This window comes from Streptococcus infantis (assembly GCF_047464715.1).
GTDB lineage: Bacteria > Bacillota > Bacilli > Lactobacillales > Streptococcaceae > Streptococcus > Streptococcus infantis_S.
In genome coordinates, this window is the sequence record NZ_JASHBJ010000004.1 from 87,456 (window position 1) to 107,450 (window position 19,995).

Annotated in this window: 19 protein-coding genes; 4 read left to right on the forward strand and 15 right to left on the reverse strand. The window is 37.3% G+C overall.

Going from position 1 to position 19,995, the window contains the following annotated elements:
* Nucleotides 1-123: 123 nt before the first annotated feature.
* Nucleotides 124-1,050, forward strand: coding sequence for a cysteine synthase A (gene cysK, locus QM419_RS07440; protein WP_414254557.1), 927 nt, complete (start codon nt 124-126; stop codon nt 1,048-1,050).
* Between the two features lie 87 nt (nt 1,051-1,137).
* Here the strand turns inward: cysK and tsf are convergent, their stop codons facing one another.
* The 13 genes from tsf to yfmF form a co-directional block, all read right to left on the reverse strand.
* Nucleotides 1,138-2,178: a translation elongation factor Ts gene (tsf, locus tag QM419_RS07445; protein ID WP_414278364.1), complete on the reverse strand. Its 1,041-nt coding sequence runs from the start codon at nt 2,176-2,178 to the stop codon at nt 1,138-1,140.
* 78 nt (nt 2,179-2,256) lie between these two features.
* On the reverse strand, nt 2,257-3,039 hold the full coding sequence (gene rpsB / locus QM419_RS07450; protein ID WP_178895615.1) for a 30S ribosomal protein S2: 783 nt from the start codon (nt 3,037-3,039) through the stop codon (nt 2,257-2,259).
* A 269-nt stretch (nt 3,040-3,308) separates the two neighbouring features.
* On the reverse strand, nt 3,309-4,520 hold the full coding sequence (locus tag QM419_RS07455; RefSeq protein ID WP_414278365.1) for an aminoacyltransferase: 1,212 nt from the start codon (nt 4,518-4,520) through the stop codon (nt 3,309-3,311).
* A gap of 210 nt (nt 4,521-4,730) precedes the next feature.
* Entirely contained in the window at nt 4,731-5,936 is a 1,206-nt protein-coding gene (gene pcsB, locus QM419_RS07460) for a peptidoglycan hydrolase PcsB (RefSeq protein ID WP_414278366.1), read from the reverse strand.
* 93 nt (nt 5,937-6,029) lie between these two features.
* On the reverse strand, nt 6,030-6,524 hold the full coding sequence (mreD, locus tag QM419_RS07465) for a rod shape-determining protein MreD (RefSeq protein ID WP_414278367.1): 495 nt from the start codon (nt 6,522-6,524) through the stop codon (nt 6,030-6,032).
* On the reverse strand, nt 6,521-7,342 hold the full coding sequence (gene mreC, locus QM419_RS07470) for a rod shape-determining protein MreC (RefSeq protein ID WP_414278368.1): 822 nt from the start codon (nt 7,340-7,342) through the stop codon (nt 6,521-6,523). The genes mreD and mreC overlap by 4 nt, the downstream gene beginning before the upstream one ends.
* A gap of 31 nt (nt 7,343-7,373) precedes the next feature.
* Nucleotides 7,374-8,168, reverse strand: coding sequence for an energy-coupling factor transporter transmembrane component T family protein (locus QM419_RS07475; RefSeq protein ID WP_414278369.1), 795 nt, complete (start codon nt 8,166-8,168; stop codon nt 7,374-7,376).
* Nucleotides 8,161-9,000 carry an energy-coupling factor transporter ATPase gene (locus QM419_RS07480; RefSeq protein ID WP_414278370.1) on the reverse strand — a complete coding sequence of 280 codons (840 nt, stop codon included), beginning with the start codon at nt 8,998-9,000 and terminating at the stop codon, nt 8,161-8,163. The genes QM419_RS07475 and QM419_RS07480 overlap by 8 nt, the downstream gene beginning before the upstream one ends.
* Nucleotides 8,985-9,812 (reverse strand): energy-coupling factor ABC transporter ATP-binding protein, encoded by an 828-nt coding sequence (locus tag QM419_RS07485; RefSeq protein ID WP_414278371.1) that lies wholly within the window; start codon nt 9,810-9,812, stop codon nt 8,985-8,987. Before QM419_RS07485 ends, QM419_RS07480 begins: the two co-directional genes overlap by 16 nt.
* 2 nt (nt 9,813-9,814) lie before the next feature.
* Nucleotides 9,815-10,354 (reverse strand): CDP-diacylglycerol--glycerol-3-phosphate 3-phosphatidyltransferase, encoded by a 540-nt coding sequence (pgsA, locus tag QM419_RS07490; RefSeq protein ID WP_414278372.1) that lies wholly within the window; start codon nt 10,352-10,354, stop codon nt 9,815-9,817.
* An 11-nt stretch (nt 10,355-10,365) separates the two neighbouring features.
* Complete coding sequence (gene rodZ, locus QM419_RS07495; protein WP_414278373.1) at nt 10,366-11,193, reverse strand: cytoskeleton protein RodZ; 828 nt, start codon at nt 11,191-11,193, stop codon at nt 10,366-10,368.
* Between the two features lie 40 nt (nt 11,194-11,233).
* On the reverse strand, nt 11,234-12,514 hold the full coding sequence (gene yfmH, locus QM419_RS07500) for an EF-P 5-aminopentanol modification-associated protein YfmH (protein WP_414278374.1): 1,281 nt from the start codon (nt 12,512-12,514) through the stop codon (nt 11,234-11,236).
* Entirely contained in the window at nt 12,511-13,761 is a 1,251-nt protein-coding gene (gene yfmF / locus QM419_RS07505) for an EF-P 5-aminopentanol modification-associated protein YfmF (protein ID WP_414278375.1), read from the reverse strand. Before yfmF ends, yfmH begins: the two co-directional genes overlap by 4 nt.
* 159 nt (nt 13,762-13,920) lie before the next feature.
* Here yfmF and yaaA point away from each other — a divergent pair, with 159 nt between their 5' ends.
* Entirely contained in the window at nt 13,921-14,289 is a 369-nt protein-coding gene (gene yaaA, locus QM419_RS07510) for a S4 domain-containing protein YaaA (protein ID WP_178895626.1), read from the forward strand.
* A 2-nt stretch (nt 14,290-14,291) separates the two neighbouring features.
* A complete protein-coding gene (recF, locus tag QM419_RS07515; RefSeq protein WP_178895627.1) occupies nt 14,292-15,383 on the forward strand; it encodes a DNA replication/repair protein RecF in 1,092 nt (363 codons plus the stop codon).
* A 53-nt stretch (nt 15,384-15,436) separates the two neighbouring features.
* Here recF and guaB read toward each other — a convergent pair whose 3' ends face one another.
* Both guaB and trpS read right to left on the reverse strand, forming a co-directional pair.
* On the reverse strand, nt 15,437-16,915 hold the full coding sequence (gene guaB / locus QM419_RS07520; RefSeq protein ID WP_006154819.1) for an IMP dehydrogenase: 1,479 nt from the start codon (nt 16,913-16,915) through the stop codon (nt 15,437-15,439).
* Between the two features lie 162 nt (nt 16,916-17,077).
* The gene (trpS, locus tag QM419_RS07525) at nt 17,078-18,103 is read right to left on the reverse strand and encodes a tryptophan--tRNA ligase (RefSeq protein WP_414278376.1); all 1,026 of its coding nucleotides are present in this window, start codon (nt 18,101-18,103) and stop codon (nt 17,078-17,080) included.
* Between the two features lie 208 nt (nt 18,104-18,311).
* Between trpS and QM419_RS07530 the strand changes: the two genes are divergently transcribed.
* Nucleotides 18,312-19,934: an ATP-binding cassette domain-containing protein gene (locus QM419_RS07530; protein ID WP_414278377.1), complete on the forward strand. Its 1,623-nt coding sequence runs from the start codon at nt 18,312-18,314 to the stop codon at nt 19,932-19,934.
* The last annotated feature ends 61 nt before the right edge of the window (nt 19,935-19,995 follow it).

A 19,995-nucleotide genomic window follows, 5' to 3' on the forward strand; every position in this document is an offset into this window, starting at 1 on the left:
TTACACTGACTATTTTTTTCTGATTGTTATAAAAAAATCCTATCACTCCGATAGGATTTCTATATTTTACAAAAGTTAAAGTTAGCGTTATACTAGAATCATCTTATATAAAGAGGTGCTAACATGGCTATTTATAACAATATCACAGAACTTATCGGGAAAACACCGATTGTTAAATTGAACAACATCGTACCTGAGGGTGCAGCAGATGTTTATGTAAAATTAGAAGCTTTTAACCCAGGGTCATCCGTTAAAGACCGCATTGCTCTTAGTATGATTGAAAAAGCAGAGCAAGAAGGCAAACTTAAACCTGGTTCTACTATTGTGGAAGCAACAAGTGGGAACACTGGTATCGGTCTTTCATGGGTTGGTGCTGCTAAAGGTTACAAAGTTGTCATCGTTATGCCTGAAACAATGAGTGTTGAACGCCGTAAAATCATCCAAGCTTATGGTGCTGAACTAGTCCTCACTCCAGGTAGCGAAGGAATGAAAGGTGCGATTGCAAAAGCACAGGAAATTGCTGCTGAGCGTGATGGTTTCCTACCATTACAGTTTAATAACCAAGCTAACCCAGAAGTTCACGAAAGAACAACAGGAGCTGAGATTCTAGCTGATTTCGGAGCTGACGGTTTAGATGCCTTTGTTGCTGGTGTTGGTACTGGAGGAACTATTTCAGGTGTTTCTCATGCTCTTAAAGCTGCTAATTCAAACATTCAAGTTTTTGCAGTTGAGGCAGACGAATCAGCTATCTTATCTGGTGAAAAACCTGGACCTCATAAAATTCAAGGTATCTCTGCTGGATTCATCCCAGAAACACTTGACACAAAAGCTTACGATGGCATCGTTCGCGTAACATCAGACAATGCTCTTGCACTTGGTCGTGAAATCGGTGGAAAAGAAGGTTTCTTAGTAGGTATTTCTTCTGCTGCAGCTATCTATGCAGCAATTGAAGTCGCTAAAAAACTTGGAGCAGGTAAAAAAGTCCTTGCGCTTGCACCAGATAACGGAGAACGTTACCTATCTACAGCACTCTATGAGTTTGAAGTCTAGTCTCCTAAATACACAAAGCCCTTGTTAAAGGGCTTTTTAATTTTTTCTAAAAGAAAAAGGAAGCAAATCTGCTTCCTCTTTTTATTATTAGTTATTCAAGGCTGCTGCCATTGTAGCTGCAACTTCAGCTTCAAAGTCATTTGCAGCTTTCTCGATACCTTCACCAACTTCAAAGCGAGCGAACTCAACTACTGAAGCGTTAACTGATTCAAGGTATGCTTCAACTGTCTTGCTGTCATCCATGATGTAAACTTGTGCAAGAAGAGTGTAAGCTTGGTCAACTTTAGTGTTGTCAAGCATGAAGCGATCTATTTTACCTGGAATGATTTTATCCCAGATTTTTTCTGGTTTACCTTCAGCTGCCAATTCAGCTTTGATATCTTCTTCAGCTTGAGCAATCACTTCATCAGTCAATTGAGCTTTAGAACCATATTTAAGGTGTGGAAGAGCTGGTTTACCAACCATTGCACGGCTTTCGTTATCTTGGTCGATAACGTGGTTCAATTGTGCCAACTCATCTTTAACAAATTGCTCATCCAATTCTTTGTATGAAAGAACTGTTGGTTTCATCGCAGCAATGTGCATTGAGATTTGCTTAGCAAGCGCTTCGTCTCCACCCTCGATTACAGAGATAACACCGATACGTCCGCCGTTGTGTTGGTACGCACCGAAGTGTTGTGCATCTGTTTTTTCAAGCAAAGCAAAACGACGGAATGAGATTTTTTCACCGATTGTAGCTGTTGCAGATACATATGCAGCTTCAAGAGTTTCACCTGAAGGCATTGTCAAAGCAAGTGCTTCTTCGTTGTTAGCTGGTTTACCTTCAGCGATTACTTTAGCTGTAGCATTTACCAACTCAACGAATTGAGCGTTTTTCGCAACGAAGTCAGTTTCAGCATTTACTTCAACTACTGCTGCAACGTTACCGTTAACAAATACACCTGTCAAACCTTCTGCAGCAACACGGTCAGCTTTTTTAGCTGCCTTAGCCATACCTTTTTCGCGAAGCAATTCAATCGCTTTTTCGATATCACCTTCAACTTCAACCAATGCTTTCTTAGCGTCCATAACACCAGCACCAGATTTTTCACGCAACTCTTTAACAAGTTTAGCTGTAATTTCTGCCATTTTGATTCTCCTATATTTTTTAAAAATAGGAGAGCCGGGCTAAGCCCCGCCCTCCTAGGTAATTACTATTTATACGAATTAAGCGTTGTCGCCTTCAACAACTTCAACGATTTCTTCGATTGAGTCTGCTTGAGCTTCTGAAGCTGCAAATTCTGCTTCAACTGCTACTACAGCATCTTCACCTTGGCGACCTTCGATGATAGCGTCTGCCAATTTAGCTGTGATCAACTTAACTGCGCGGATAGCGTCATCGTTAGCTGGGATGATTACATCGATATCATCTGGATCAGTGTTTGTGTCAACCATCGCTACAACTGGGATTCCCAATTTTTTAGCTTCTTTAACAGCGATTTGCTCTTTATGTGGGTCAACTACGTACATTACATCTGGGATGCGAGGCATGTCTTCGATACCACCCAAGAATTTTTCAAGACGTGCACGTTGTTTGTTAAGAAGTGCAACTTCTTTCTTAGGAAGAACATCGAAGATTCCTTCTTCTTCCATGCGTTTGATTTCTTTCAAACGAGCGATACGTTTTTGGATTGTTCCCCAGTTAGTAAGAGTTCCACCCAACCAACGGTGGTTGATGAAGTATTGACCAGAACGCTCTGCTTCTTCTTTAACAGCGTCAGCAGCTTGTTTCTTAGTACCAACGAACAATACAACTGCGTCGTTAGCTGCTGCATCACGCATAAAGTCGTATGCTTGGTCAGCGTATTTTACAGTTTGTTGCAAGTCGATAACGTGGATTCCGTTACGTTCAGTGAAGATGTACTTAGCCATCTTAGGGTTCCAGCGACGAGTTTGGTGACCAAAGTGTACACCAGCCTCAAGAAGTTGTTTCATTGAAATTACTGCCATGAGTATTTCTCCTTTTTTGTTTTTTCCTCTTCTTGATTTCAGCTTGCAAAACAACCCAAGGGCAACAGTTTCACAATTCATCAAGAATGAGTATTATCGTTCACACGACAAGTTTCATTTTATCATAATTAGAGCTTTATTTCAAGTAATTTTGTTATTTTCTCCTTATTAAATTACCAGTTAAAAGCTCTAAATTTAAAACATCTCAACATACACTGCTGAGATGTTCTAATAGCTATTTTTTTAAATTTAATGTAGTGGTGTTTATGCTATCTGCTTCGAAGTTTCTTACGAATCTTATAAGCTAGATTAAACAAGAAATATAATGAACTAGTTGGATAGTTAAACTCACCAGCAAATTCCTCAATAGTGGGATTAAACTTAGATTTAAAATTAAATAACCCGCCTTCTAAGTTGTTTTCAATTCCACCCATATTATGAGTCTCTGCCCCACGTTCAAATGAATGTTGAGCTGTCTCAAACCATGTAGGTATAGCAGGTTGATAGTGTCTAAACTCTTCATTCATTCCAGCATATAAGTTTTCAGATGTTTTCCCAAATTCGATGGTCAAAGTTCCAGACAATGGGACAACATTATCCCCTCTGTCAATACAGCTCTTAAGAAAAGCAATTTCTTCTTCTAATCGTTCTCTCTCTTGCTGATTCTCTTTTATTTTGCCTTCTTTCGTTTTATCAGTAAATTTCTGCGCTATTTTGAGATTCTTTTCGAGTTGCTGCTCAACTTCTTTCAGTCTATTAGGTAAATCTAAGTAGCTCAGTGTGATAAAAGAGTGATCAGGATAAGTATTCAGTAACTTCTGATAATAATCTTTGCCTCGTAAACTAATGTTCTTACGAGACTCTGTTTTCTTCATTAAAAATGAAAATTCATCTAATAAGTCGAGTCCACCGAATTTTACTTCCAATCCTTTATTTCTTGCAGTTCGGATTGCCTGTCTAGTAGACTTGGATAGTTGATCTAGCGAGAAGTTTTCTTTATGAATATTAGCTTGAAAACGTGGTTGTATATTTTCTGCCATATCCTTTGTCAAACCAGTCCAATGAACTTTGTTTTTTTGCAATTCCTCAATAATTTCAAAAGTTTTAGAATTTTGAATAATTTCTTGGTCGATAAGACTTCGACTGATAAACAAACTTGGATCAAATTTAACCATTATTGCATGGTTTTTTTTAGCAAGTTTTTTCAACGTTAAAAGTACAAATTTCAGAAGTTCTTTATCTTCATAGTCAATTACTGGACCTCGTGGAATATAGAACATAGAAAGTCCTAATGGTAGCGGCTGAATTAAGATATTCGCTACTCCAACTAGTTGATTTTCTTTATAAAATCCAACTCTCTCATTCCCCCAAGTATCCTTTATCTTGGCCCAATCACTACTCTGCAATAAATTTCCTTGAGGATGATTTTCTAGAAATAAATCCCACTCTTTGACATCAACATTTATTTTATACGTAAACATAACTCCAACACCAACTCCCTTTAGAAACCTTTTTTATTAACGTGCTACACTCGTACTAAATCTCTAAATTTCATCTAACTTTAACTAAATAATTCTAAGAAAAGAATATAACATAAGTTCAAGTAATTATATAATGAAATTTATTTTTCAGCACTATACAAAGGGTGAGATTCATAAAACCTCACCCTAAATTTAGTAATAATCAGTATATTAGTTTGGATAAATGTATCTTACAGTACCTCTTGATGCTGTCGGATTAAACCAGCCACGATAATTTCCAATTGGTTGAGTTCCACTACCATCATAGTTACATTCAGAAACTTGAATACGAGTTGATGATTCAACAGCCGTAACAACTGCTACGTGACCATATCCTCCATCATCCCATGAAGCAATTGCTCCAACTTGTGGTGTAGAACCTGTACGGAAACCTGCAGCCGCTGCACTTGCAGCCCATTGACCACCATTCCCCCAGTAATCGCCAGCCCATGGTGCTAAAGTTTTTGCTCCCCATGTACATTGACCTACTGGATAACTTGATGCATTTGAACTATAGGTTGGGCGCTGACTTACAGTAGTTACTGCAGGTGTGTAGCTTGAATCATCGTCTGATGATGAGCTTGAAGTTGCTTGTACTTGTGCTGCAAAGGTTGTATTTGCTGATGCAGCAACTGTTTGTTGTTGACTTGTTTGTTTCGCTTTGTATGCCGCTTCTGCTTCAGCTGCTGCTTTAGCTTCTGCTTCAGCTGCTGCTTTTTGCTCTAACAAAGTAGCTTTTTCACTTTCTGCGGTAGCTTTTTCTGCTGCAAGATTCAACTCAGCAGCTTTCAATTCTGCCTGTTTTGTTGTCAAGGCTTGAGCGTCATCAGCAAGTGTTTGTTGGTTGGCAATAACTGTGTTGATTGCATCATTGTTTGCAACTTGTTTTTCAGAAATTGCTTTTTTATCTTCTTTTTGTTGTTGCAGCATTTTATTGTTTGCTGATACAATCTCACTCATAGCTGCTACACGAGAAATAGCTTCTGTGATTGAGTTAGAGTTAATAATTGTGTTAATGTAACTTGTAGCAGTTCCGTTAGTTTGCGCACTACGGGCTTGATTCTCAAGTGACTCATTACGCGCTACAATATTTTTTGAAAGCTCTGAGATTTCGCCTTCAAGTTTTTTAGATTCTTCTTGAAGTTTTTCATTCTCAGCTTGCAACTTTTCTTGTTCCGTTTGAATAGCTGTTACTTGAGTTTGAATCTCATCAACTTGTTTTTGAGCTTCCTTTTGTTGTGTTGTCAACTCACTAATTTTGCTATCTTGAGCAGCAATTTTTTCATCTGTTGTATTGGCTTGGACACTTGAAAGTACAGCTCCTTGTGAAACTAATACTGTACTTAACATAAGTGATGCTAGAATTTTTTTCTTCATAAGTGTAAATACTCCTTCTTTAAAAAGACAATACTAGTATATCAAAAAAAGGCCTAATAAATATTACGCCTTTATTACAGTTTTGTTTCTTTCTCATAGATATATTTTTTCAAAAATATATTGGAAAACTAACATCCATATAAAATTCAATATCATACTAGGACCCAGACTATAAACTATAAAAACAGGTAGATTTTCTGCAGTCATTCCTACCACCTGCGCTAGGATAAAACTTCCAAATTCAAATGTGAAAGTCATCATTAAAACGGCAAGTACTCGAGTCCATCTATTTGACAAAATAACTGAGTTGCTTTTATACACTATTGCTCCAATAATTACAAATAGCAGACTAGCTATTCCAATCAAATGGAAGAAGTAAATATCGTATACAAGTCCTACAACTAGGCAATAAGCTAAAAACAGATACTCAGATACTTCTATCGTTTCAAATAATAAGAAGATAAAAATAAAGTGGCTAACAATTTGTATATGTGGGAAAAAACTATTTACAAACTGCCCTAAATGGCTATCGATCAAGATAATTAAAGGCAATAGTACAAACATTCCTATCTGCTTAAAAAGTCTCATGATGGATTCCCCACTAACTCTACAACCTTAAGGTTCATTGGATCCGCATGCAGTTTAACCATGACTTCTCTTGTTAGATAGTCCGTGCTATGTGTCACTGATACGACTTCTCCTACAGGGATATCTGTAGCATTAAAGTTTCCCAAACCTCCAGTTACCACTTTGTCTCCCTGACTAATGTCGCCATTGCTATTTAATTGACTAATTTTTAGAAGATCCTTTTCCTTATCATAACCAATGATGATACCATAAATGCTACTAGAGCCATGCTGGATTTTAACAGAAATCTTCTCTGTATTCTCAGCGTTTGTCAATAAATTGACCACAGTTGAGTTGTCTTCTACTTTTTCAACACTTCCAACTAATCCTCCACCAGCAACAACAAGCATGTTTGTCGTTGATCCTTGTTGAGAACCAACGTTAACTGTTAATTCTTGTTTCCAAGTCGCCGGAGTTCTCATGATAACATCCGCAGCAATTAGCTTAGTAGCATTCAATTTTGACTTCATATCTAGTAATTGACGCAGTTGTTCATTTTCTTCTTTTAAGCGATCTGCTTCATTCTTTTCCTTTTCCATTTGATAGAATTCTTTTTTGAGAGTTTCATTCTCATTATAAGCTCTCGTCAAATTTCCTAAATCTGACTTTGTAGATTCTAACCATTGAAATGGTTTTTGCACAATTCTATCTATCAGAGAAATGCCATCTCCAGCTTTTGTCACAACTGTACTTGATTGTGTCGTCACTAAAAAAACAGAAACTACTAGTATAACGACAAATAGAACAATGATATATTTTGATTTTTTAAAACGGTTCATACCTCTACCCTATCTCATTCTATACTTCACTTTAGGATTTCAACAAAAATAGAATGCCACCCAACACACATACAAGGAGCAAAGCTACACTATCTTTATTCATCCAATTTAACTGTCGATACTGGCTGCGTCCGTTCCCACCTTGATATCCTCTAGCTTCCATGGCTGTAGCAAGGGAATCCGCTCGTTTCAAACTTGTAGCGAATAAAGGAATCAAAATAGGAATCATAGCCTTAACTTTTTGGATTACATTTCCTTCTCCAAAATCTACCCCACGCGCCTTTTGAGCGTTCATAATTCGAATCGTATCATCCATTAAGGTTGGTACAAAGCGCAAACTCATAGACAACATGAGCCCGATCTCATGAACAGGAACCTTAAACCTTTTCAAGGGCCCAAGTAAGGACTCAACTGCTGTAGCCAAGCTTAATGGCATGGTCGTCAAGGTAAGCAAGGTTGAGAAAAAGATAATCAACACAAAGCGGCAAAAAATGATCCCTGCCTGTTCAATACCATGACTCGTGATTTTTATGAATCCCATCTCGAACAAGACATCTCCACCAGAGATAAAGAAAAGTTGAAAAAGGGTTGTAAAAGCAATCAGAAAAAACATAGACCGCAAACCTTTTATGAAAAAAGATAAGGGAACTTCAGATAAGGCTACAAATATACCTGTTGCAACGAAAAGGATCACATTAGTTATTGGATTATTAGCCCAAAAAACAATCAAAATTAATAAAATCATTGCCACTAACTTACTACGAGGATCCAAACGATGAACAATCGAATTTCCTGGTATGTAACGACCTAAAATCATGTTATCCATTGATGAACTCCTTAAACTCCTCTATCGTTATCGGCAATTGTTTAAAAGAAACTCCTCGTTCAGCTAGTCTTTGAGCAAATCTTGTGATTTTTGGAACACCTAATTGGATTTTTTCCATGAATTCGACATTTTGAAAAACAAGACTTGGCTTCCCATTCTTGACCAACTTTCCTTTTTCCATCACATAAACTTGGTCAGCAAATTCGGCTACGTCATCCATAAGGTGAGTCACCAAAACAATCGTGATGCCATCTTGATGAAGCTTTTTAAACAAAGTCATCAACTCTTTCCGACCAATCGGATCTAGTCCTGCTGTAGGTTCATCTAAAACTAAGATACTAGGCTCCATTGCTAAAATTCCAGCAATAGCAACCCTTCTCATCTGACCTCCTGAAAGTTCAAACGGGCTGCGCTCAAAGAGTGACTCGTCAATTCCTACTAAAGCTAGTTTTTCACGCGCAATAGCTTCTGCCTCTTCTACAGAAACTCCAAAATTTTGAGGCCCAAAAGCCACATCTTTCAAGACCGTTTCCTCAAAGATTTGATTTTCTGCAAACTGAAAAACCAAGCCCACTTGTTTGCGGATTTGACGAATTTGCTTATTGACGGATGTTGATGTAATTAATGTATCAAAGACACGAACACTTCCCTTTGTGGGAACCAACAAACCGTTCAAAAGTTGTAGAATTGTAGATTTCCCACTTCCTGTATGCCCAATAATTGCTGTATAAGATCCATCCTCTATTGACAAACTAACATCGGACAAGGCAGCTGAGGCAAAGGGTGTTCCTTCCTGATACGTATAACTCACATTGTCTAGAATAATTCCCATAAAGCCTCCTCGAGCTCCTCTTCGGTCAGGTAGTGCTCTGGTAATTTCAAGCCACTAGTACGTAGCGATTCTTTTAATTGGTTGACAAAGGGTTGATCTAAGCCAATTTGATCTAAATCTGACCTAGAGAATAATTCTCTAGGAGTGCTTGTTGAATCGACTTTTCCTTTATTCATTACCAAAACACGGTCACTCATAGCAACCTCATCTAAGTCATGTGTAATGGATATGACTGTCATCTGGTGATCTTGGCGAATCTTCTGGACTATCTTAATCAACTCTAGTCGTCCTTCTGGGTCCAACATACTTGTAGCCTCATCCAAGATTAAAATATCTGGTCGTAGAGCTACAACTCCTGCGATAGCCACCCTCTGTTTTTGCCCACCTGACAAGCGAGCTGGTTCTTTTTTAGTAAATTCAGCCATCCCAACTAATGACAGAGCTTCAGAAACTCGTTTCTTCATCTCTTCAAGTGGAATCCCTTGGTTTTCTAGCCCAAAAGCAACATCATCTTCTACGGTTGCCCCCACGAATTGGTTATCAGGATTTTGAAAGACCATGCCAATCTGACGTCTTTTTTCCCAGACGTTTTCCGGAGTTAGGCAATCACCGTCTATCCAAATTTCTCCAGATTCAGCCTCGAGTAAGCCATCAATCAAGCGAACTGTCGTTGATTTCCCACTCCCGTTGTGACCAACGATTGACAACCATTCTCCACGTTTCACGTGAAACGAAATGTTATGAACATCATAATGTTCTTGATCTGCCTGGTATCGAAATGACAGATCCTTAATTTCAATAATCGATTCCATATCTAGCGAAAGGTTCCTTTAAACAAATACGCGCTTCCCTTGAAGTAATCATAACCAGAATAAACTGTAAAGAACAAAGCAATATAAAGAGTTATCTGACCAAGTAAATTCCAATGGAACAACAAGAAGATAATCGCAAACATCTGGCTAAATGTTTTAATTTTTCCTGGCATTGCTGCAGCTAAAACAGTCCCTCCAGTTTCAACTAAGAGTAGGCGCAACCCAGTAACTGCAAGTTCTCTGCAAATGATGACGGCTACTAGCCATGCAGGTGCCATATTTAGGCCTACCAGCATAATAAAGGCTGACATAACCAACAACTTATCTGCCATTGGATCTGCGAATTTCCCAAAATTGCTAACTACTTGCCATTTTCTAGCTAAATAGCCATCTAGATAGTCAGTGATACTGGCAATGGCAAAAATAATTGCTGCTATTTTATGTAACACAGGATACTGTCCAAATGATAGAAGGAGAACAAAAATCGGAATAAATAAAATTCTACCAAGCGTAAGTATGTTAGGAATATTCTCTTTTTTCATGTTATCCTTCCTTAATTTGAACTTAATTTCAATGTAATCCAGCCAGTTTGACCAGTTAATTTCGAAGTATCAATTTCCTGATTATCGATCTTGATTTTCACGCCTTTAACAACACCTAATGTGATAGTTACTGGAGAGCCTTTAGAAACTGTTGTTTTGGCTGTTTTATTATTTGGCTCAAGAGTAGTCCCTCCAGCTAGATCCGTATCTGATACACTTATCCAACTTGTTGCATCCGTCACAGATAATTGAAGTTCAGCAGTATCTTTAGAAGTTTTATACTCTACTGATATCACATCTCCCTGACCTGAAACAGTCACAGTTGATGCTTCACTCGAACTTGATGGACTAGTGGTTTGGTTGCTAGTTGTTGTTTCACTAGTTGTTGCATTTGTAGTAGTAGTTACAACATTATAGTTAGCTGAAGTTGTTTCTGTTGGTTGTGTTTGAATATAATTCCAAACATAATAGGTTACGAATACTAAAATTGATAAGGAGAATAAGACGAAGTAAAAAAGTGGAAGCAGGGAACGTTTCTTTCGATTAGAACGTCTGCGACCTGATAGTTCTATCTCATCAACATCAACTTCTTCATAGGTAATCATACTACCTGAATCATAAGCATCTAGAACTATACTTTCATCCAATTCAACTGCCCAAGCATACTTTCTCAAAAAAGAGCGAACATAAAAGGGACTAGGCAACTTATCAAAATCATCTGATTCTAAAGCCTCTAGCATATCAAGTTGGATATCTGTCTTGCGTTGCAATTCCTCTAAACTCAAACCCTGATTTATTCTTGCTAAACGTAAAACTTCACCAATTGTCTTTTTTCTCATACTTACCATACCTTCTTTCTAGTCTAATTTAGTTTATTCATTATAACGGAAAAATCGTAACCTCAACCATCTCACTATTGTCGATAAAATGATGTCCTACCTCAAGAACATCATCCAAGGTCGTTTCCTGTATAATCTTTGGCAAATCAAACAGGTTTGTTTCATCAGAATGTGACTGATATTGGGTCGCAATAAATTCTAAAGAGTTCATATTATGGATAAATTCTCCATAAATTTCACTTTTGATTAAATCAAGATGTTCCTCTGATACATCCGAATCGGTCGCAAAGTTCTGAATTGCCTTCCGGAATTGATGAGAAATAGCAACAGGTTCCTTTGTATCCATTGTCAGCATCAAAAAGTTAAAACGTCGATTGATTTCAACTTCTAAAGATAATGAAGAATCTAATTTACCAGTTTCATACAAACTTTGAAATCTTTTAGAAGTCCAACCAAACATCATCGTAAATAAAGCTCTTAGTAAGACGCTATATCGATAACAATCCTGGTGACTCATATCAGAATTCGTTCGAACACCAATTGCTAATTTAGGTGATGCGACATCCATACGAATACTCTCAACCTTCTTTACAGGGTGTAAAGCGATTGTTTCTCGTGGATTTTGAACTATACAAAATCCAACATCCTTTTGCAAGAAATAATTCTGTATCAACTCTAAATCAAAATTTCCAACGAGGAAAATATGGCTATTGACAGGTGTGTAAAACTCATCAAAGTTATCTCGTAAATCCTCTAAACGAATATCTTCTATCGAATCTTCAGTCCCAACAATATCTGAAGCTAGTGGAGTTTCTGGATATAGATTTGCAAGTGTTTTAAAGAACAAGCAAGAATCTGGATCATCCTGATACATCTCTCGTTCTTGCTGGATGATATCCTTTTCACGTTCAACTGACTCTTTAGTAATATGAAAACTTGTAACGAGTTCTTCAAGCAAATCCAAACATTCTATAACACGATCAGATGTTGAAAATAGATAACTAGTATTTGTAAAGCTTGTAAAGGCATTACTTTCTGCTCCTAGTTCTGTAAAAGTAGCCATGATATCTTCAGAGTTTTCTCTTTCAAAAAGTTTATGTTCTAAAAAATGAGCAATGCCATTAGGATAATTTTTCTTTTTCCCATCTCTATCTGTAAACTCGGTGTCAACCGAACCAACTTGAACAGTTACCACACCATAAACTTCGTTAAAATCATTTTTCGGAAGTAAAGTAACTGTCAAGCCGCTTTCTAATTTCGCTTGATAAAGAGTTTCCTTTACAGCAGGATAAAATTTCTCTTGAAAAGTTACTCTAGTCATTCTGCTCCTTCCATAAAATAGATAGCCTGCAATTTCAAACTAGATGCCGCCCTACAGATTTCATCCCTGTCAACTTGCTCTAGCTGCTCTATCAAAGTCTCTAGGTCTAAAACTGACTTACCAAAAAAGATAGTTAAGTATTCTCTATCTATAATCGAGTCTTGGTTATCTTGACTTAGCAACATATTTCTGCGAATCATTTCCTTAGTCTGATTGATTTCAGCATCTGTAAATCGACCATTTTTGATATCGAATAATTGATCATTCATCAGTTTCCGTACTCGATTTCGGTCTTGATGGTTAATACCAGCAAAGAGTCGCAAAAAACCACTAAAAAGATCTAAATGACTAGATACTGTATAAGCCAAGCCTTCCTTTTCCCTTACTTGAGTAAACAGTTTAGAATGTGGAAAAGCCCCAAGTAGACCATTTAAAAGAAGTAAAGCCATTTTTTGATCATCCTCATAACCAATCGTGCTATGGTAACCCATCTCTAAAATGGACTGACCTAGGTTTCTCCTGATAATTCCTTCTCTAAGAACATTTGAATACTCTTGTCGATATTGAATGTTTACAGTTTCTTTACGACCTGTCAACTTATATTTCTTCAGGCTTTCTAGAACTTCAATTTCATTAAAGTCTCCTAAAAAGAATAAATCAATCCTATCTTCTTTCAGCATTTTTTGAAAACTTGAATAGCAAGATTTAGAAGTCTCTTCGGAAATTCTGGCAATTAAATCTTTAGGAACTAACTGCATTGATTCTTCTTGGAAAAACAACTGATCCAATTCTTTATGGGCAAAGAAGAAAGGATCCTCTAATTCTGATTCTAGTCTCGCCAACAATTGTTTTTTTTCAATTTCAAAGGCATTGTTCTCAAATTCATCTTCATCTGACAATGGATTAAATATGACTTGATACAATAATTCTAAAATCTGAGCAGTTAATACGTTTTTCTTACTTAAAAATTCATCTCGAACATAAGTCAAACTCACGTCTACTAAGTGACTTTGCCCCCTTCTATAAGCATGAGTTGACAAATCTGCTCCATACAATGCTGCCAGATGTTTTCTAAGAACCTGGGCAGTTGGATAACCTTTATTAGCAGTTTCAAGCATACTGGCACTTAGCATGCGACCAGAGATTAAATCCAGAGATAATGGAGCTGTGAAACGCATGGTTATTTTATTTGTCTTAAACTTTTTAGAATAGATAAAATGCACTGCAATTCCAGGGAATAACTCCATCTTTTACCTCCTTTTACATAGAGTTCTATTATACCATGAAAACGAAAATTTTTCCTGTTCTCTTTGACGCTTTTGAAATTAAAATCGTTTTCATATCTTAGGTTTTCCTTCCACTATTTTAAGTAAAATATGGTATAATACCAAAGATTGAGGTGAACTATGGAATACAAATTATTTGAAGAATTTATTACGCTCCAAGCTCTTTTAAAAGATCTTGGAATCATCCAAAGTGGTGGCGCTATTAAATCATTTTTAGCTGACCATCTTGTATATTTTAATGGGGAATTAGAAAATCGTCGCGGCAAAAAAATTAGAATCGGAGATTCTATTGAAATCCCTGATTTAAAAACTCAAATTATTCTAGTTAAACCAACATCAGAAGAACTAGAGGAGTTTCGTCTAGAAAAACTTGAGAAAGAACGTGTAGCTAAGCTTGTCAAGGAAATGAATAAAAAGATACAAAAGAAGCCAGCGAAAAAGAACCAGTCAACAAAAGCAAAACCTGCACCACGTTTCCCAGGTAGATAAATATGTGGCTGAAAAATCTATCCATTAAACAATTTCGTAACTATCGAGATGTCGAAGTTAATTTTAATCCAAAATTAAACGTATTTGTTGGCCGAAACGCTCAAGGAAAAACCAATCTTCTTGAAAGTATTTACTTTTTAGCCTTAACGAGAAGTCATCGAACAAAGACTGATAAAAATTTAATTCAATTTGAACAAGAACAACTGCAAGTTTCTGGAATCTTGAAAAAGAAAACAACAAGCATTCCACTTGAAATTGACCTAACTCAAAAAGGGCGAATTACTAAAGTGAATCACTTAAAGCAAGCTCGCCTATCAGATTATATTGGTCATATGAATGTTGTCTTATTTGCTCCAGAAGATTTACAACTTGTCAAAGGTGCTCCGGCCATTCGTCGTAAGTTTATTGACATAGAATTAGGGCAAATTAAACCAATTTACTTGTCAGACCTGTCAAGTTATAACCACGTCCTTAAACAGAGAAATACCTATCTCAAATCTACACAAAACATAGACGAGACTTTCCTATCTGTTCTTGATGACCAACTAATAGAGTATGGATGTCGTGTAATGATTCATCGAGCTGACTTTATCCAGAAAATGGAACTCTTTGGCAAGAAAAAACATTTTGACATCTCAGATCAGTTAGAAGAATTGTCAATCATTTATCAACCTTCTGTAAACTTTATTGACAAGGAACATTTGGCTGAATCTTTCCATATAGCACTTCAAAAAAGTAGATCCAGAGATTTATTTAAAAAGAATACTGGAGTTGGTCCTCATCGAGATGATATGATTTTCATGATTAATGGAATGGAAGCAAGTTTCGGAAGTCAAGGGCAACATCGTAGCTTGGTACTTTCTATAAAACTTGCTGAGATCGAATTGATGGAGAGCATTACCAAAGAATCTCCCGTTCTTTTGCTTGACGATGTCATGAGTGAACTTGACAATACTCGTCAACTTAAATTATTGGAAACTATTTCTCATAACATCCAAACTTTTATTACAACTACTAGTTTAGACCATCTTCAAAACTTGCCTGATAACTTGAGCGTCTTTACAGTAGATAATGGTCAATTGACTGTAAATTAAAGTTTACATCTATGTAAAATAAAAAATCTCCTGTTTAACAGGAGATTTTTTTATTACATTGAATAGTTTGGTGCTTCATTAGTGATTTGCACATCGTGTGGATGGCTTTCTTTTAGACCAGCACCTGACATTTCGATAAACTGAGCATTGTCATGTAATTCTTTTAGGTTAGCAGCACCACAGTAACCCATACCAGAACGAATACCACCAATCATTTGGAAGACGATATCGGCTGCTGCACCTTTATAAGCAACACGACCTTCGATTCCTTCTGGAACCAGTTTGTTTGCTTCATTGACAGAACCTTGGAAGTAACGGTCGCTTGAACCTTTCTTCATAGCAGCAATTGAGCCCATACCGCGGTATGTCTTGAACTTACGTCCTTGGAAGATTTCAGTTTCACCTGGAGCTTCATCTGTTCCTGCAAACATTGATCCAAGCATTACTGCATTTCCACCAGCAGCAAGGGCTTTAACAATATCTCCAGAATACTTGATTCCACCATCAGCGATAATTGTTTTACCATATTCACGCGCCACTGCTGCAGCGTCATAAATAGCTGTAACTTGAGGAACTCCCACACCAGCGATAACACGAGTAGTACAGATTGAACCTGGTCCAATACCGACTTTAACAACGTCAACACCTGCATCATAAAGGGCACGCGCACCTTCAGCAGTAGCGATATTCCCAGCAATCAGTGTACGGTCTGGGAAATGCGCACGGATTTCAGCAATTTTACGAAGAACCCCTGCTGAGTGACCATGGGCAGTATCGATGACAATGGCATCCGCCCCTGCTTCAAAGAGGGCTTCAGCACGTTCAAATGTATCAGAAGTGACACCTACCGCACCAGCGACTAGAAGACGACCGAATTCATCTTTTGCAGCATTTGGAAATTCGATTACTTTTTCAATATCTTTAATGGTGATTAAACCAGATAGACGTCCTTCCTCATCAACTAGAGGTAATTTCTCAATACGGTGTTCTTGAAGAATACTCTCTGCAGTTTTTAAGTCTGTACCAACCGGAGCAGTAACTAGGTTTTCACTAGTCATGTGTTTTGAAATTGGTTGATTGTAGTCAGAAATGAAACGCAGATCTCGGTTGGTCAAAATACCAATTAACTTACGGTTTTCAAGAGTTTCAACCACTGGGACACCACTGATACGGTAACGGCCCATGAGTTCATCTGCTTCAGCGATGGTATGTTCCGGAGTCAAGAAGAATGGATCAATGATAACACCATTTTCAGAACGTTTTACCTTTCGAACTTCATCTGCCTGTTGTTCGATAGACATATTTTTATGGATAACTCCAAGTCCACCTGCACGCGCGATTGCAATGGCCATTTGGCTTTCTGTTACAGTGTCCATTGCAGCTGTAATAATTGGGATATTTAAAGTCAAATTATCTGCCAATTTTGTTGTTAAATCCGCATCATTAGGCAACACATGACTCTCTGCTGGAATTAGCAATACATCATCAAAGGTAAAACCTTTTTTCAAAAATTTAGTGTCCCAATTAGACATTGAAGTTTCCTCTTTTCTTTCTTTATTGAGCTAAACGCTTTTTGTATTGTATCTATCATACCATTCTATGAAAATTTGTCAATTAAATTTATAAGAGAATAAATAAAAAACTATCCCTCTTATTTTAAAGAAGAAATAGTTTTATAGTTCATATTTTATCCATTAATGAAAGTAATTTAACCCCATTGCTGATTTAACTTCCGATAAGGTTTGACCAGCAACTTCTCGAGCTTTTTCACTACCTTTTTGAAGCATATTATAAACCTCACCCATATCTTTAGCATATTCTAGGCGACGTTCACGGATTGGACCAAGTTCACGTTCTAGGATTTCAAGTAGGTAACGTTTGGTCTTAACATCACCAAGGCCTCCACGTTGATAATGTTCCTTCATTTCAGCAATTTCTTGAGCATCCTCAGGTCGACCGAATACGTCTAAGTAATGGAAAACCATATTTCCTTCAATCTTACCTGGATCCTCAACACGAATATGGTCTGGATCTGTATACATACTCATTACTTTTTTACGCAAAGTATCTGCATCATCAGCTAGATAAATTCCATTATTAAGTGATTTCGACATTTTGGCATTACCATCAAGACCTGGTAAACGTCCCGCACCTTCATGCTCAGGATAAAGACCTTCTGGTTCTACTAAAACATCACAGTTATAGGCATGGTTGAAAGAACGCACAATTTCACGTGTTTGTTCAATCATCGGCTTTTGATCATTCCCTACTGGAACCAAGTTCGCCTTAAATGCTGTAATATCTGCTGCTTGCGCAACTGGATAAACTAAAAATCCAGTTGGAATACTTTCTCCAAAGCCTTTTTGAGCAATTTCAGTCTTTACGGTTGGATTTCGTTCCAAACGAGCTAATGAAACTAGGTTCATATAGTACATAGACAGCTCTGCCAATTCTGGAATCTGACTTTGAATAAAAATCGTTGCTTTATTAGGATCTAATCCCACTGCAAGATAGTCCAAGGCAACATTCCCAATAGACTCTACAATTGTTTGAGGATCTTTTGCATGGTCTGTTAAAGCTTGCTGATCAGCTAAAAAAACAAACATGTCATATTTATTTTCTTCCTGTAGTAAGACACGGTTTTTTAAACTACCTACATAATGCCCAATATGTAATTTCCCCGTTGGACGATCTCCTGTTAAAATAATGGGTTTACTCATAATATTCTCCTTTGATATGGTCCTTTCAATTATAGCATTTTTTTGATAAAAAGACAGATAATTTTTTTATTGAAACAATAGAGATGTTACCCCTTTCAATCGTAAAGTGGTTGTCAACTTTGTTTACAAAAAAATTGACAAATAAAAATTTGAATAATTGGTGATTTTCTAGTAGAATTAGAGTATTACATATAATAGGAGAAAAACATTGCTAACAGTATCTGATGTTTCACTACGCTTTAGTGATCGAAAACTTTTTGATGATGTCAACATTAAATTTACAGAAGGAAACACCTATGGTTTGATTGGTGCTAATGGTGCCGGAAAGTCAACCTTTTTGAAAATTCTAGCTGGTGATATTGAACCAACAACTGGTCATGTCTCTCTCGGACCAGATGAACGTCTTTCAGTTCTTCGTCAAAATCACTTTGACTATGAGGACGAACGTGTTATTGATGTTGTCATCATGGGAAACGAAAAGCTTTACAACATCATGAAAGAAAAAGACGCCATTTATATGAAGGAAGATTTTTCAGACGAAGATGGTGTTCGTGCTGCTGAACTTGAAGGAGAATTTGCTGAACTAGGTGGTTGGGAAGCTGAGAGTGAAGCTTCACAACTTTTACAAAACTTGAATATTCCAGAAGAACTTCATTACCAAAATATGAGTGAACTAGCAAATGGTGACAAAGTAAAGGTTCTCCTTGCTAAAGCCCTCTTCGGTAAACCAGATGTTCTTCTTCTAGACGAGCCTACCAACGGTCTTGATATCCAATCTATTGCTTGGTTAGAAGATTTCCTAATCGACTTTGATAATACTGTCATTGTCGTATCCCACGACCGTCACTTCTTGAATAAAGTATGTACTCACATGGCTGACCTTGACTTTGGAAAAATCAAACTCTATGTCGGAAACTACGACTTCTGGAAGGAGTCTTCTGAGCTTGCTGCTAAATTGCTAGCGGACCGTAATGCTAAAGCAGAAGAAAAAATCAAACAACTTCAAGAATTCGTTGCTCGTTTCTCTGCTAATGCTTCTAAATCAAGACAAGCGACTTCACGTAAAAAAATGCTTGACAAGATTGAGCTAGAGGAAATTGTTCCTTCTAGTCGTAAATACCCATTTATCAGCTTTAAAGCTGAACGCGAAATTGGGAACGACCTCTTGACAGTAGAAAATCTATCTGTAAAGATTGACGGTGAAACTATTCTTGACAACATCAGCTTCATCTTGCGTCCAGGTGACAAGACAGCTCTTATCGGACAAAACGACATCCAAACAACTGCCTTGATTCGCGCCATTATGGGTGAAATTGACTATGAAGGGACTGTCAAGTGGGGAGTTACAACTAGTCGCTCTTACTTGCCAAAAGACAATTCAGCTGATTTTGCTGGCAGTGAATCTATCCTTGACTGGCTCCGTCAATTCGCAAGTAAAGAAGAAGATGACAATACCTTCCTTCGTGGATTCCTCGGACGCATGCTCTTTTCTGGAGACGAGGTTAACAAGCCTGTAAACGTCTTGTCAGGGGGAGAAAAGGTGCGCGTGATGCTTTCAAAACTCATGCTTTTGAAATCAAACGTTCTTGTACTTGACGATCCTACAAATCACTTGGATTTGGAATCTATTTCAAGCTTGAACGATGGATTAAAAAACTTCAAAGAATCTATCATCTTTGCCAGTCACGACCATGAGTTTATTCAAACTTTGGCTAACCATATCATTGTCTTATCTAAAAACGGTGTAATCGACCGTATCGATGAAACCTACGATGAATTCCTTGAAAATGAAGAAGTTCAAGCGAAAGTCAAAGAACTTTGGAAAGATTAAGTATAACTTTAAAAAACTCAGTTGGTTAAACCAACTGAGTTTTTTTATTAATTACTTGTAA

Coding starts and splice junctions, on each gene's coding strand:
- yfmF (WP_414278375.1), bottom strand. CDS start 13,761: ATGGAGTTATTCCCTGGAATTGCAGTGCATTTTATCTATTCTAAAAAG.
- mreD (WP_414278367.1), bottom strand. CDS start 6,524: ATGAGACTTTTTAAGCAGATAGGAATGTTTGTACTATTGCCTTTAATT.
- mreC (WP_414278368.1), bottom strand. CDS start 7,342: ATGAACCGTTTTAAAAAATCAAAATATATCATTGTTCTATTTGTCGTT.
- QM419_RS07480 (WP_414278370.1), bottom strand. CDS start 9,000: ATGGGAATTATTCTAGACAATGTGAGTTATACGTATCAGGAAGGAACA.
- QM419_RS07485 (WP_414278371.1), bottom strand. CDS start 9,812: ATGGAATCGATTATTGAAATTAAGGATCTGTCATTTCGATACCAGGCA.
- recF (WP_178895627.1), top strand. CDS start 14,292: ATGTGGCTGAAAAATCTATCCATTAAACAATTTCGTAACTATCGAGAT.
- cysK (WP_414254557.1), top strand. CDS start 124: ATGGCTATTTATAACAATATCACAGAACTTATCGGGAAAACACCGATT.
- trpS (WP_414278376.1), bottom strand. CDS start 18,103: ATGAGTAAACCCATTATTTTAACAGGAGATCGTCCAACGGGGAAATTA.
- yfmH (WP_414278374.1), bottom strand. CDS start 12,514: ATGACTAGAGTAACTTTTCAAGAGAAATTTTATCCTGCTGTAAAGGAA.
- pgsA (WP_414278372.1), bottom strand. CDS start 10,354: ATGAAAAAAGAGAATATTCCTAACATACTTACGCTTGGTAGAATTTTA.
- QM419_RS07475 (WP_414278369.1), bottom strand. CDS start 8,168: ATGGATAACATGATTTTAGGTCGTTACATACCAGGAAATTCGATTGTT.
- guaB (WP_006154819.1), bottom strand. CDS start 16,915: ATGTCTAATTGGGACACTAAATTTTTGAAAAAAGGTTTTACCTTTGAT.
- yaaA (WP_178895626.1), top strand. CDS start 13,921: ATGGAATACAAATTATTTGAAGAATTTATTACGCTCCAAGCTCTTTTA.
- tsf (WP_414278364.1), bottom strand. CDS start 2,178: ATGGCAGAAATTACAGCTAAACTTGTTAAAGAGTTGCGTGAAAAATCT.
- rpsB (WP_178895615.1), bottom strand. CDS start 3,039: ATGGCAGTAATTTCAATGAAACAACTTCTTGAGGCTGGTGTACACTTT.
- rodZ (WP_414278373.1), bottom strand. CDS start 11,193: ATGAGAAAAAAGACAATTGGTGAAGTTTTACGTTTAGCAAGAATAAAT.
- pcsB (WP_414278366.1), bottom strand. CDS start 5,936: ATGAAGAAAAAAATTCTAGCATCACTTATGTTAAGTACAGTATTAGTT.
- QM419_RS07455 (WP_414278365.1), bottom strand. CDS start 4,520: ATGTTTACGTATAAAATAAATGTTGATGTCAAAGAGTGGGATTTATTT.